At 53.3% G+C, this 14,580-nt stretch carries 10 protein-coding genes and 1 pseudogene; 9 read left to right on the forward strand and 2 right to left on the reverse strand.

The window, feature by feature from the left end; all coding sequences use genetic code 11:
* Positions 1-3 precede the first annotated feature (3 nt).
* Together FEK46_RS04510 and FEK46_RS04515 are read left to right on the forward strand one after the other, a co-directional pair.
* Positions 4-864, forward strand: a complete 861-nt coding sequence (locus FEK46_RS04510; RefSeq protein ID WP_130215626.1) for a ketose 1,6-bisphosphate aldolase — start codon at positions 4-6, stop codon at positions 862-864.
* Complete coding sequence (locus FEK46_RS04515) at positions 861-1,862, forward strand: carbohydrate kinase family protein (protein WP_130205861.1); 1,002 nt, start codon at positions 861-863, stop codon at positions 1,860-1,862. The genes FEK46_RS04510 and FEK46_RS04515 overlap by 4 nt, the downstream gene beginning before the upstream one ends.
* On the opposite strand, the gene FEK46_RS04520 is transcribed toward FEK46_RS04515, so the two are convergent.
* Positions 1,859-2,566 (reverse strand): response regulator transcription factor, encoded by a 708-nt coding sequence (locus FEK46_RS04520; protein WP_130205859.1) that lies wholly within the window; start codon positions 2,564-2,566, stop codon positions 1,859-1,861. The genes FEK46_RS04515 and FEK46_RS04520 overlap by 4 nt on opposite strands.
* 290 nt (positions 2,567-2,856) lie before the next feature.
* Between FEK46_RS04520 and yjcS the strand changes: the two genes are divergently transcribed.
* The 7 genes and pseudogenes from yjcS (at position 2,857) to yjcO (ending at position 13,018) form a co-directional block, all read left to right on the forward strand.
* Positions 2,857-4,842 carry an alkyl sulfatase YjcS gene (gene yjcS / locus FEK46_RS04525; RefSeq protein WP_135560221.1) on the forward strand — a complete coding sequence of 662 codons (1,986 nt, stop codon included), beginning with the start codon at positions 2,857-2,859 and terminating at the stop codon, positions 4,840-4,842.
* Positions 4,843-5,050: 208 nt separating this feature from the next.
* A complete protein-coding gene (locus FEK46_RS04530) occupies positions 5,051-5,326 on the forward strand; it encodes a YtcA family lipoprotein (protein WP_001308208.1) in 276 nt (91 codons plus the stop codon).
* An 18-nt stretch (positions 5,327-5,344) separates the two neighbouring features.
* A pseudogene (gene mdtN, locus FEK46_RS04535) lies at positions 5,345-6,376 on the forward strand (multidrug efflux transporter periplasmic adaptor subunit MdtN).
* A complete protein-coding gene (mdtO, locus tag FEK46_RS04540) occupies positions 6,376-8,427 on the forward strand; it encodes a multidrug efflux transporter permease subunit MdtO (RefSeq protein WP_135560222.1) in 2,052 nt (683 codons plus the stop codon). Before mdtN ends, mdtO begins: the two are co-directional and overlap by 1 nt.
* On the forward strand, positions 8,424-9,890 hold the full coding sequence (gene mdtP / locus FEK46_RS04545) for a multidrug efflux transporter outer membrane subunit MdtP (RefSeq protein WP_135560223.1): 1,467 nt from the start codon (positions 8,424-8,426) through the stop codon (positions 9,888-9,890). Before mdtO ends, mdtP begins: the two co-directional genes overlap by 4 nt.
* A gap of 197 nt (positions 9,891-10,087) precedes the next feature.
* The gene (gene fdhF, locus FEK46_RS04550) at positions 10,088-12,235 is read left to right on the forward strand and encodes a formate dehydrogenase subunit alpha (protein WP_077629246.1); all 2,148 of its coding nucleotides are present in this window, start codon (positions 10,088-10,090) and stop codon (positions 12,233-12,235) included.
* A gap of 93 nt (positions 12,236-12,328) precedes the next feature.
* Positions 12,329-13,018, forward strand: a complete 690-nt coding sequence (yjcO, locus tag FEK46_RS04555; protein ID WP_064525643.1) for a Sel1 family TPR-like repeat protein YjcO — start codon at positions 12,329-12,331, stop codon at positions 13,016-13,018.
* A gap of 191 nt (positions 13,019-13,209) precedes the next feature.
* Here the strand turns inward: yjcO and gltP are convergent, their stop codons facing one another.
* A complete protein-coding gene (gene gltP / locus FEK46_RS04560; RefSeq protein WP_130205847.1) occupies positions 13,210-14,523 on the reverse strand; it encodes a glutamate/aspartate:proton symporter GltP in 1,314 nt (437 codons plus the stop codon).
* Positions 14,524-14,580 lie beyond the last annotated feature (57 nt).

The following is a 14,580-nucleotide window of genomic DNA, read 5'->3' on the forward strand; positions in this document are numbered from 1 at the left end:
GTTATGCCGTTGATTTCTCTCGCTGAAGGGCTGGCTCATGCCCGCGAACATCACTATGCGTTAGGCGCGTTTAATGTGCTGGACTCACACTTTTTACGCGCGCTATTCGCTGCGGCCAGACAGGAACGCTCGCCGTTTATTATCAACATTGCCGAAGTACATTTTAAATATATCTCGCTGGATTCCCTGGTCGAAGCCGTGAAATTTGAAGCGGCGCGCCATGCCATTCCGGTGGTGTTAAATCTCGATCACGGGCTGCATTTTGAATCGGTGGTGCAAGCGTTGCGGCTGGGATTCAGCTCGGTAATGTTTGACGGCTCCACGCTGGAGTATGAAGAAAATGTCCGCCAGACGCGGGAAGTGGTGAAAATGTGCCATGCCGTTGGCGTATCGGTAGAAGCTGAACTGGGCGCGGTAGGTGGCGACGAAGGCGGTGCGCTTTACGGTCATGCCGATGAATCTCTGTTTACCGATCCGCAACTGGCGCGTGATTTTGTCGACCGTACCGGCATTGACGCGCTGGCCGTGGCGATTGGCAATGCACACGGCAAATATCGCGGCGAACCGAAACTCGATTTCCCGCGCCTCGACGCTATCCGCCAGCAGGCGGCTATCCCGCTGGTGTTACACGGCGGCTCAGGGATTAGCGATGCCGATTTCCGCCGCGCCATCGAACGGGGTATCCACAAAATCAATTTCTACACGGGTATGTCGCAAGCGGCGCTGGCAGCCGTTGAGGCCCGAATGGCGCGCCGTCAGCCGATGTATGACGAGTTCGCCGAGTTACTGCTGGCAGTGGAAGCCGCCATCAGCGATACGGTTGCACAACAGATGCGTATTTTCGGCAGTGCGGGGCAAGCATGATGGAACGTAAAGGGATTATCGCCGCAGGCAATATGCTGGTTGACCACGTCCATCAGATTATCCAGTGGCCAGAGCGCGGCTGGCTGGCGGAGATCACCCACAGCGAACGCTCAACCGGAGGCGCGCCGCTTAACGTCCTGCTGACGCTGGCGAAAATGCGCACCGGGTTGCCGTTACAGGCGGTCGGGCTAATCGGTCAGGACAGCGACGGCGATTACATCATGGCGATGCTTGAGCAATATCACGTCAATCGCCAGCATGTGCAGCGCACCACCTTTGCCCCGACGTCGATGTCGCAGGTGATGACCGACCCCGGCGGGCAGCGCACCTTTTTCCATTCGCCGGGCGCTAACCGACTGCTTGATCTTCCGGCGTTCGATCAGCTTGATAACAGCATGAAGATTTTCCATCTCGGCTATTTACTGTTGCTCGATAGCCTGGATATGCCGGACGATGTTTACGGTACTCGTAGCGCGCGTCTGCTGGCGCAAATGCGTGATAATGGCTTTGAAACCTCGCTCGACCTTGTCTCCCGCAAGGGCGATCCGCGTTATCAGCCGATGGTGCTGCCCGCGTTGCGCCATCTGGATTATCTGATAATTAACGAACTGGAGGCCGGGGAGTTTAGCGGGCTGGAAATTCGCTTACCCAACGGCGAACCGCATATCGTGCATATTGCTGCCGCCGCGCGTGAACTGTTAGATGCGGGCGTACGCCAGCGAGTGGTGATCCACTGCCCGGAAGGTGCCTGGGGAGAGACACCGGAACAGGGCGGCGTGTGGATCCCTTCGCAAAAGTTAGAACAACGGGAAATTATCGGCAGCGTCGGCGCGGGCGATGCATTTTGTGCCGGATTTTTATATGGCTGCCATGAACGCTGGACGCTTACCGAGAGCATCAAACTGGCACACGCCTGCGCGCGGGCAAGCCTGTTATGTGCCAATGCTATCGACGGGGCAAAAACGCTGGAAGAACTACAAACAGAATTGTCGGATTAGTGCACGTCGGCAGCGAAGACATACCCCAGACCGCGCAGAGTTTTAATCAACATCGGCTGATGAGGGTTTAGTTCGATTTTGCGGCGTAAGCGCATGATTAATACGTCGATGGTGCGATCAAACACCTCCACGCTGTCGCTGTGGGTGAACTCCAGCAACTGCTCGCGGCTCAATACCCGACGAGCGTTTTGCGCCAGGGCCAGTAACAAGCCATATTCGCCCTGGGTCAGCTCGACATGTTGTTGTAGCGGATTGTGCAACTGGCAGCGCGTGGTATCGAGATACCAGCCATTGAATGACAGTCCGGCGTTTTTCTCCTCATTGACCACCAGCGCGCCAACGCGCCGTAGCACCGCTTTTAGTCGCGCGACCACGACCCGTGGGGTAAACGGCTTGCAGATGTAATCATCTGCGCCCATTTCCAGCCCGACCACCACATCAGACTCGCTGCCCAGGCCGGTCAGCATCACCACCGGCAGTGCAGGACGCATTTTCTGTAATTGTTGCAATACCCTCAGGCCGTTGGTATCGGGTAGCATCATATCCAGCACTACCAGCGCGATATCAGGATCGCCCTCAACACGTGATATTGCCTCCTGCCCGGTATGGCAGACCGAAACCGTAAAGACATGTTCGCTTAACACGTCCTGCAACAGTGCGCAGATAGCCGTGTCATCATCCACCACCAGCACAACAGGTTTCATGGTTATACTCCGAATTATTCACCTGATTAATCATTGTGCGGACTTCTTGCCGAAGTGAAAGAGAAAAGCAATATATATAATAAAAACATAAGTTAGGTCACATTATTGATGACAATAATAAATATGCCGTAATTTTCCCTCTTCAGCACAAATGCCTAATAAAATGGCTCGTTCCGCTCACACTTCCACTTATTAAAGTCGCAAATTCCCAATTATGATAACGCCAGCTTTAAATGACGTATTTTGCATGGATTACATATTTACGACATAAATGATAAATGGAGATTTATATGAATAACTCTCGGTTATTCCGTTTGAGCAGGATTGTTATTGCCTTAACCGCCGTCAGCGGCATGATGATAAATACCGCTTACGCCACAGATGAAGCGAAAGGCGCCACTCAATATACCCAGCAGGTTAATCAGAATTACGCCAAATCATTACCGTTTAGCGATCGTCAGGATTTTGACGATGCCCAGCGTGGATTTATCGCCCCGCTGCTGGATGAAGGTATTCTGCGTGATGAGAACGGTAAAGTTTACTACCGCGCGGACGATTACAAATTTGATATTAATGCCGCTGCGCCGGAAACCGTAAACCCCAGCCTGTGGCGTCAGTCGCAAATCAACGGTATTTCTGGCCTGTTCAAAGTCACCGATAAAATGTATCAGGTGCGCGGCCAGGATATCTCTAACATTACGTTCGTTGAGGGCGAGAAAGGCATTATTGTTATCGACCCGCTGGTGACGCCGCCTGCCGCAAAAGCCGCACTTGACCTTTACTTCCAGCATCGTCCGCAAAAACCGATTGTTGCCGTTATCTACACTCACAGCCACGCCGACCACTATGGTGGCGTGAAAGGTATTATCTCTGAAGCCGATGTGAAATCCGGCAAAGTTCAGGTGATTGCCCCAACTGGTTTTATGGACGAAGCCATCAGCGAAAACGTGCTGGCGGGGAACATCATGAGCCGCCGTGCGCTCTACTCTTACGGTCTGTTACTGCCGCACAACGCGCAAGGCAACGTGGGCAACGGCCTCGGTGTGACGCTGGCAACGGGCGACCCGAGCATTATTGCACCGACTAAAACTATCGTCAGAACTGGCGAGAAGATGATTATCGACGGCCTGGAGTTTGACTTCCTGATGACCCCAGGCAGCGAAGCGCCAGCCGAAATGCACTTCTATATTCCGGCCCTGAAAGCCCTGTGTACCGCCGAAAACGCCACGCATACCCTGCACAACTTCTACACTCTGCGCGGCGCGAAAACCCGCGACACCAGCAAGTGGACCGAGTATCTGAACGAAACGCTGGATATGTGGGGTAACGAAGCGGAAGTACTGTTTATGCCGCACACCTGGCCGGTCTGGGGCAACAAGCATATCAATGATTATATTGGTAAATATCGCGATACTATCAAGTACATTCACGACCAGACCCTGCACCTGGCAAACCAGGGCTACACCATGAATGAAATCGGCGACATGATTAAGCTGCCGCCTGCGCTTGCCAATAACTGGGCCAGCCGCGGCTATTACGGTTCTGTCAGCCACAACGCCCGCGCGGTGTATAACTTCTATCTTGGCTATTACGACGGTAACCCGGCTAACCTGCATCCGTATGGTCAGGTGGAGATGGGTAAACGTTATGTGCAGGCGCTGGGCGGTTCTGCCCGTGTCATCAACCTGGCGAAAGAAGCGAACAAGCAAGGTGATTATCGCTGGTCCGCAGAGTTGCTGAAACAGGTGATCGCCGCCAACCCGGGTGACCAGGTGGCGAAGAATCTGCAAGCGAATAACTTTGAACAGCTGGGCTATCAGGCCGAGTCCGCTACCTGGCGCGGTTTCTACCTGACCGGCGCGAAAGAACTGCGCGAAGGGGTACATAAGTTCAGCCACGGCACCACCGGTTCCCCGGACACCATTCGCGGAATGTCGGTCGAAATGCTGTTCGACTTTATGGCCGTTCGCCTCGATAGCGCGAAAGCCGCGGGTAAAAATATCAGCCTGAACTTCAATATGAGCAACGGCGATAACCTCAACCTGACGCTGAACGATAGCGTGCTTAACTACCGTAAAACACTGCAACCGCAAGCCAACGCCTCTTTCTACATCAGCCGTGAAGATCTTCACGCCGTGCTGACCGGGCAAGCCAAAATGGCGGATCTGGTAAAAGCGAAGAAAGCCAAAATTATTGGCAATGGCGCGAAACTGGAAGAAATTATTGCCTGTCTGGATAATTTCGATTTGTGGGTGAATATCGTAACCCCGAATTAATGCCACTCGCTTTTGGGGGCGCTTAAGCCCCCAAAAGTATTTATTTTAAAAATACATACAACCAATTAATACATAAAATATATAAGTTATGAATGCGGTGGCTGAATAAAACTATTTTTATTCATCGAAAAAATAGCCATACTGACGCCTTCAATGGATATTGATATTCACTACAGATATTGTTCGCAGCAGACAGGATGTATTTAATATGCCAACAGTTCTCTCTCGCATGGCGATGCAACTCAAAAAAACAGCCTGGATAATTCCCGTCTTCATGGTTTCGGGATGTTCATTATCTCCGGCAATCCCGGTGATCGGCGCTTATTATCCCAGCTGGTTTTTCTGCGCTATTGCCAGCCTTATTTTGACGCTCATCACGAGGCGAATTATTCAGCGGACAAATATCAATCTGGCATTTGTCGGAATTATTTATACCGCCCTTTTTGCTCTCTACGCCATGCTGTTCTGGCTGGCATTTTTCTAATCTATTTGAGACGCGCTCATGGAAAGTACGCCGAAAAAAGCTCCTCGCAGTAAATTCCCTGCTCTGTTAGTGGTTGCGCTGGCGCTGGTTGCCCTTGTTTTCGTTATCTGGCGCGTAGACAGTGCGCCATCAACTAATGACGCTTACGCGTCAGCAGATACCATTGATGTGGTGCCGGAAGTCAGCGGTCGCATTGTAGAACTGGCGGTCACCGACAACCAGGCGGTGAAACAGGGCGATTTGCTGTTCCGCATCGACCCGCGCCCGTACGAAGCCAATCTGGCGAAAGCTGAAGCCTCCCTCGCGGCGCTGGATAAGCAAATTATGCTCACCCAGCGTAGCGTTGACGCGCAACAGTTTGGTGCCGACTCGGTTAATGCCACGGTAGAAAAAGCCCGTGCCGCTGCAAAACAGGCCAGCGATACATTACGCCGCACCGAGCCATTACTGAAAGAAGGTTTTGTCTCAGCGGAAGACGTTGACCGTGCAAGAACGGCGCAGCGCGCCGCAGAAGCGGATCTTAATGCCGTATTGTTGCAGGCGCAGTCAGCCGCCAGCGCCGTCAGCGGCGTCGATGCATTAGTTGCCCAGCGTGCGGCAGTCGAAGCGGATATCGCGCTGACGAAACTGCATCTGGAAATGGCAACCGTTCGCGCGCCGTTTGATGGCCGGGTCATTTCCCTCAAAACCTCCGTCGGGCAATTTGCTTCTGCCATGCGCCCTATTTTCACCCTAATCGACACTCGTCACTGGTACGTTATCGCCAACTTCCGCGAAACCGATTTGAAAAACATTCATGCCGGTACACCCGCAACGATTCGCCTGATGAGCGACAGCGGCAAAACCTTCGAGGGTAAAGTGGATTCGATTGGCTACGGCGTGCTACCGGATGACGGCGGCCTGGTGCTGGGCGGCCTGCCGAAAGTGTCACGGTCTATTAACTAGGTCCGCGTCGCCCAGCGTTTTCCGGTCAAAATCATGGTTGATAAACCTGATCCGGAAATGTTCCGCATCGGTGCTTCGGCAGTCGCTAATCTTGAGCCGCAATAATGAGCGCGCTCAACTCCCTGCCATTACCGGTGGTCAGGCTGCTGGCGTTCTTTCATGAAGAGTTAAGCGAGCGGCGACCAGGCCGCGTGCCGCAGACCGTGCAACTCTGGGTAGGCTGCCTGCTGGTGATTCTGATCTCGATGACCTTTGAGATCCCTTTTGTGGCGTTATCGCTGGCAGTGCTGTTTTACGGTATTCAGTCGAACGCGTTTTACACCAAATTTGTGGCGATCTTGTTTGTGGTCGCCACGGTGCTGGAGATCGCCAGCCTGTTTTTGATCTACAAATGGTCATACGGCGAACCGTTGATCCGATTGATCATCGCCGGACCGATCCTGATGGGCTGCATGTTTTTGATGCGCACCCATCGGCTGGGGCTGGTCTTTTTCGCCGTCGCCATTGTCGCTATTTACGGGCAAACCTTCCCCGCCATGCTCGACTATCCGGAAGTGGTCGTGCGCTTAACGCTGTGGTGTATCGTTGTTGGCCTCTATCCAACCTTGCTGATGACGTTAATCGGCGTGCTGTGGTTTCCCAGTCGTGCCATTACACAAATGCATCAGGCGCTTAATGATCGGCTTGATGATGCCATTGGTCACCTGACAGACAGCCTCGCACCGCTACCCGAAACGCGGATTGAAAGAGAGGCGCTGGCGCTGCAAAAACTCAATGTCTTTTGTCTCGCGGACGATGCCAACTGGCGAACTCAAAGCGCATGGTGGCAAAGCTGCGTGGCAACGGTAACCTACATTTACTCGACGCTGAATCGCTACGATCCCACCTCTTTTGCTGATTCTCAGGCAATCATTGAATTTCGGCAAAAATTAGCCTCAGAAATCAACAAGCTGCGACATGCCATTGCCAAAGATCAGTGCTGGCAAAGCGACTGGCGACTTAGTGAAGATGAAGCGATGGCGGCACGGGAATGTAACCTGGAGAATATCTGCCAGACGTTATTGCAACTGGGTCAGATGGACCCGAATACGCCGCCAACGCCCGCAGCCAAACCGCCGTCAATGGTCGCCGATGCTTTTACCAATCCGGACTATATGCGCTACGCGGTAAAAACGCTGCTCGCCTGTTTGATCTGTTACACCTTCTACAGCGGCGTGGACTGGGAAGGCATTCACACCTGTATGCTGACCTGCGTGATCGTCGCTAATCCAAATGTCGGTTCGTCGTACCAGAAGATGGTGCTGCGTTTTGGCGGGGCTTTTTGCGGCGCGATTCTGGCGCTGTTATTTACACTACTGGTCATGCCCTGGCTGGACAATATTGTCGAATTGCTGTTTGTGCTGGCACCGATTTTCCTGTTGGGCGCATGGATTGCCACCAGCTCCGAACGTTCTTCTTATATCGGCACACAGATGGTGGTCACCTTCGCGCTCGCCACGCTCGAAAACGTTTTTGGCCCGGTGTACGACCTGGTGGAAATTCGCGATCGCGCCTTGGGTATCATCATTGGTACCGTGGTGTCCGCGGTGATTTACACCTTTGTCTGGCCCGAAAGTGAAGCGCGCACGCTGCCGCAAAAACTGGCTGGTGCGCTGGGTATGTTAAGTAAGGTAATGCGGATCCCACGCCAGCAGGAAGCCACGGCTCTGCGCACTTATCTGCAAATTCGCATAGGTCTGCATGCGGCGTTTAATGCCTGTGAAGAGATGTGCCAACGCGTGGCGCTGGAGCGTCAACTGGACAGCGAAGAACGCGCATTACTGATTGAACGTTCGCAAACGGTTATTCGTCAGGGACGCGACATTCTTCACGCCTGGGATGCGACCTGGAACTCGGCGCAGGCGCTGGATAACGCACTACAGCCGGACAGAGCAGGCCAGTTTGCCGACGCACTGGAGAAATACGCCGCCGGTCTGGCAACTGCACTCAGCCGTTCTCCTCAAATAACGCTTGAAGAAACACCCGCCTCGCAGGCCATCCTGCCCACCTTATTAAAACAGGAGCAACACGTCTGCCAGCTTTTCGCCCGCTTGCCAGACTGGACAGCCCCGGCATTAACGCCCGCCACGGAACAGGCACAAGGAGCCACACAATGATCAATCGTCAACTTTCACGTCTGCTGTTGTGCAGCATTCTCGGCAGCACGACGCTGATTTCCGGCTGTGCCCTGGTACGCAAGGATTCTGCGCCTCATCAACAGCTCAAACCGGAACAAATCAAACTTGCCGATGATATTCATCTGGCCAGTTCCGGCTGGCCGCAGGCGCAGTGGTGGAAACAATTTAACGACCCGCAACTGGATGCCCTGATCCAGCACACGTTGCAAGGTTCACACACGCTTGCCGAAGCGAAACTGCGGGAAGAAAAAGCGCAATCACAGGCCGACCTGTTAGATGCCGGTTCACAATTGCAGGTGGCGGCGATAGGGATGCTCAACCGCCAACGCGTCTCGGCGAACGGTTTTTTAAGCCCTTATTCAATGGATGCGCCAGCACTGGGTATGGACGGGCCGTACTATACGGAAGCCACAGTAGGTTTGTTTGCCGGACTGGATCTTGATTTGTGGGGTGTGCATCGCTCGGCGGTTGCCGCCGCCATTGGCGCGCATAATGCCGCGCTGGCAGAAACCGCAGCAGTAGAGCTATCGCTGACCACTGGCGTAGCGCAGCTTTATTACAGCATGCAGGCCAGCTACCAGATGCTTGATCTGTTAGAGCAAACTCGCGATGTGATTGATTACGCGGTGAGAGCGCACCAGAGCAAAGTGGCGCACGGTCTGGAAGCGCAAGTGCCTTTCCACGGCGCGCGGGCGCAGATTCTGGCCGTCGATAAACAAATTGCTGCCGTCAAAGGGCAAATCACCGAAACGCGAGAATCTCTGCGTGCATTGATTGGCGCGGGAGCCAGCGATATGCCGGAGATCAAGTCGGTGGCATTACCGCAAGTACAGACCGGTATTCCGGCGACACTCTCTTATGAGTTGCTCGCCAGGCGCCCGGATCTGCAAGCCATGCGTTGGTATGTTCAGGCGTCATTAGATCAGGTAGATTCCGCGCGGGCGTTGTTCTATCCGAGCTTTGATATCAAAGCGTTTTTCGGTCTGGACTCCATCCACCTGGATACCTTATTCAAAAAAAACAGTCGCCAGTTCAACTTCATCCCAGGTCTGAAATTGCCGCTGTTTGACGGTGGACGGTTGAATGCCAATCTCGAAGGCACTCGCGCCGCCAGCAACATGATGATTGAACGTTACAACCAGTCAGTACTGAACGCGGTGCGCGACGTTGCAGTCAATGGCACACGTCTGCAAACGCTCAACGACGAGCGGGAGATGCAGGCAGAACGCGTAGAAGCAACCCGCTTCACCCAGCGTGCCGCCGACGCCGCCTACCAACGCGGTCTAACCAGCCGCTTACTGGCCACCGAAGCTCAGTTGCCGGTTCTTTCCGAAGAGATGTCATTACTGATGCTGGACAGCCGCCGTGTGATTCAAAGTATTCAGTTGATGAAATCGCTGGGCGGCGGGTATCAGGCGGCTCCCGTCGTTGAGAAAAAATAAAATGTCTGCCGCGTGATGGCTGTCACGCGGTATTTCGTTTCGTCACGTCAAAACTGACGACAGCCTGTTTTTCGTCAGAGTTTTGAATAAATAGTGCCCGTAATATCAGGGAATAGCCTCAAATAAAATGTGGCATAAAAGATGCATACTGTGGTCGAGAGCGCGTATGCGTGATTTGATTAACTGGAGCGAGACTGATGAAAAAAGTCGTCACGGTTTGCCCATATTGCGCATCAGGTTGCAAAATCAACCTGGTCGTCGATAACGGCAAAATCGTCCGGGCGGAGGCAGCACAGGGGAAAACCAACCAGGGTACTCTGTGTCTGAAGGGTTATTATGGCTGGGATTTTATTAACGATACCCAGATCCTGACCCCGCGCCTGAAAACCCCCATGATCCGTCGCCAGCGTGGCGGCAAACTCGAACCTGTTTCCTGGGATGAGGCACTGAATTACGTTGCCGAGCGCCTGAGCGCCATCAAAGAGAAGTACGGTCCGGATGCCATCCAGACGACAGGCTCCTCGCGTGGTACGGGTAACGAAACCAACTATGTAATGCAAAAATTTGCGCGCGCCGTTATTGGTACCAATAACGTTGACTGCTGCGCTCGCGTCTGACACGGCCCATCGGTTGCAGGTCTGCACCAATCGGTCGGTAACGGCGCAATGAGCAATGCCATTAACGAAATTGATAATACCGATTTAGTGTTCGTTTTCGGGTACAACCCGGCGGATTCCCACCCTATCGTGGCGAATCACGTGATTAACGCTAAACGTAACGGGGCGAAAATTATCGTCTGCGATCCGCGCAAAATTGAAACCGCGCGCATTGCTGACATGCACATCGCACTGAAAAACGGCTCGAACATCGCGCTGTTGAATGCGATGGGCCATGTCATTATTGAAGAAAATCTGTACGACAAAGCGTTTGTCGCTTCTCGCACAGAGGGCTTTGAAGAGTATCGTAAAATCGTTGAAGGCTACACGCCGGAGTCGGTTGAAGATATCACCGGCGTTAGCGCCAGTGAGATACGTCAGGCGGCGCGGATGTATGCCCAGGCGGAAAGCGCATCTATTCTGTGGGGCATGGGTGTGACCCAGTTCTATCAGGGCGTGGAAACCGTCCGTTCTCTGACCAGCCTCGCGATGCTGACCGGTAACCTCGGTAAGCCGCATGCGGGTGTTAACCCGGTTCGTGGTCAGAACAACGTGCAGGGCGCCTGTGATATGGGCGCGCTGCCGGATACGTATCCGGGATACCAGTACGTGAAAGATCCGGCTAACCGCGAGAAATTCGCCAAAGCCTGGGGCGTAGAAAGCCTGCCTGCTCATACCGGCTATCGCATCAGCGAGCTGCCGCACCGCGCAGCGCATGGCGAAGTGCGTGCCGCGTACATTATGGGCGAAGATCCGCTGCAAACGGATGCGGAACTGTCGGCAGTCCGTAAAGCCTTTGAAGATCTGGAACTGGTCATCGTTCAGGACATCTTTATGACCAAAACCGCGTCGGCGGCGGATGTCATTTTACCGTCAACGTCGTGGGGCGAGCATGAAGGTGTCTATACTGCGGCTGACCGTGGCTTCCAGCGTTTCTTCAAGGCGGTTGAACCGAAGTGGGATCTGAAAACGGACTGGCAGATTATCAGTGAAATCGCCACCCGTATGGGTTATCCGATGCACTACAACAACACCCAGGAGATCTGGGACGAGTTGCGTCATCTGTGCCCGGATTTCTACGGTGCAACTTACGAGAAAATGGGCGAACTGGGCTTCATCCAGTGGCCTTGCCGCGATACGTCAGATGCCGATCAGGGGACTTCTTATCTGTTTAAAGAGAAGTTTGATACCCCGAACGGTCTGGCGCAGTTCTTCACCTGCGACTGGGTAGCGCCAATCGACAAACTCACCGACGAGTACCCGATGGTACTGTCAACGGTGCGTGAAGTTGGCCACTACTCTTGCCGTTCGATGACCGGTAACTGTGCGGCACTGGCGGCGCTGGCTGATGAACCTGGCTACGCACAAATCAATACCGAAGACGCCAAACGTCTGGGTATTGAAGATGAGGCATTGGTTTGGGTGCACTCGCGTAAAGGCAAAATTATCACCCGTGCGCAGGTCAGCGATCGTCCTAACAAAGGGGCGATTTACATGACCTACCAGTGGTGGATTGGCGCCTGTAACGAGCTGGTTACCGAAAACTTAAGCCCAATTACCAAAACGCCGGAGTACAAATACTGCGCCGTGCGCGTCGAGCCGATCGCCGATCAGCGCGCCGCCGAGCAGTACGTGATTGACGAGTACAACAAGTTGAAAACTCGCCTGCGCGAAGCGGCACTGGCGTAAATAAGTCCCTTCTACAGCCTCCTCTGGGAGGCTGTTTTTTTATCCATTCGAACTCTTTATACTGGATACACCCTACCCAATCGTATTATCAAAATGAAAAAAATTATCGCATTGATGTTGTTTTTGACATTCTTTGCCCACGCGAATGACTCTGAGCCTGGCAGCCAGTATGTAAAGGCGGCAGAGGCCGGAGACAGACGCGCACAATATTTTCTTGCCGACAGCTGGTTTAGCTCCGGCGATTTGAGCAAAGCCGAATATTGGGCACAGAAAGCCGCCGACAGTGGTGATGCCGATGCCTGCGCGCTGTTGGCGCAGATTAAAATCACCAATCCGGTCAGTCTGGACTATCCACAAGCAAAAATTCTCGCCGAAAAAGCAGCGCAAGCGGGCAGTAAAGAAGGTGAAGTGACGCTGGCACATATTCTGGTGAATACTCAGGCAGGTAAACCGGATTATCCGAAGGCGATTTCGCTGTTAGAAAACGCCTCGGAAGATCTGGAGAACGACTCCGCCGTCGATGCCCAGATGCTGCTTGGTTTGATTTACGCCAACGGCATAGGCATTAAGGCCGATGATGAGAAAGCGACCTGGTATTTCAAGCGTAGCTCTGCGATTTCCCGTACCGGTTATTCCGAGTACTGGGCAGGAATGATGTTCTTAAACGGTGAAGAAGGTTTTATCGAGAAGAACAAACAGAAGGCGCTGCACTGGTTGAACCTGAGCTGTATGGAAGGGTTTGATACCGGGTGTGAAGAGTTTGAAAAATTAACCAATGGTTAAGGTAGCCCTGATAAGACGCGGTAAGCGTCGCATCAGGCGTTGATGTCGGATGCGGCGTAAACGCCTTATCCGACCTACAAAATCACGCTAAATCAGGATATTACGCTGTCTGGCATAGGCCTGATAAGACGCGGTAAGCGTCGCATCAGGCATCCACACATTGCCGGGAGGATGTCCCCGGCAATCTTCAATTACTGATCCGCAGTCTTATCAAATTTGCCCAGCACTTCACGCTCGTAGGCCATCGCTTTTTTGTGGTCAAATTTGTGTTCCCACTTGGCAATCACCAACACCGCCAGCGCATTACCCACTACGTTCAGCGCGGTACGTGCCATGTCGAGGATACGGTCAACACCAGCAATAAACGCCAGACCTTCCAGCGGAATACCTACGCTGCCCAGCGTCGCCAGCAGCACCACAAACGACACGCCCGGCACGCCAGCAATCCCTTTCGAGGTCACCATCAGCGTCAGCACCAGAATAATTTCCTGCCAGATGGACAGGTCAATGCCATACAACTGCGCGATGAAGATAGCCGCAATACTTTGATACAGCGTCGAACCATCGAGGTTAAAAGAGTAACCGGTCGGCACCACGAAACTGGTGATCGATGCCGGGGCGCCGTAGGCTTCCATCTTCTCAATAATTCGCGGCAGTACGCTTTCTGAGCTGGCAGTGGAGTACGCCAGAATCAACTCATCTTTCAGAATACGAATCAAGATCCAGACACTTAACCCGCACAGGCGCGCCACAATTCCCAACACCGCCAGCGCGAAGAACAGAATGGCGAAATGTACCAGCAGCACCAGTTTCGCCAGTGGCCACAGAGAAGAGAAACCAAAGTTAGCCACCGTCACCGCAATCAGCGCGAACACCCCCACTGGGGCATAGCGCATCACCATGTGCGTCACTTTAAACATGGTTTCAGAGATGGAGCGGAACACGGTCACCAGCGGTTCGCGATGCGCCGCGGGCAGGGAGGAAAGCCCCAGACCAAACAGCACCGAGAAGAAGATGATTGGCAGCATTTCGCCTTTCGCCATCGATGCCACAATGTTCGTCGGCACCAGCGACAAAATCGTCCCCATAATACCGTGAGAACTGCTTTGTACCGCTTCCGTGGTGCTCTGATATTTCGAGATATCGACAGTCGCCAGCTGTGACATATCGACCCCTGCTCCAGGCTGGAAGACGTTCGCCAGGGTGATCCCCAGGATGATGGCGACAGTGGTGATCGCCTCGAAGTAGATAATGGTTTTCGCGCCAATTCGCCCAAGCTGTTTGGCATCGCCGACGCCCGCGATACCGACCACCAGCGTGGAAATCACGATCGGCACAACGATCATTTTAATCAGGTGGATAAAGATATCACCTGCCGGGGAGAGAAAATTAACGACTAACCAGTCACGGCTGTCGCTGTGATAATGCAGGTAACTTCCCAGGAGAATGCCCAGCACCATAGCAATGAGTATCTGCCAGGCAAGGCTGATTTTTATATTTTTCATACGATTGACTTCCTCAGTGGAACGCCGTTCCCCGTTCAAAAACGCAAGAACGTTATA

The organism is Escherichia sp. E4736, assembly GCF_005781225.1.
GTDB lineage: Bacteria > Pseudomonadota > Gammaproteobacteria > Enterobacterales > Enterobacteriaceae > Escherichia.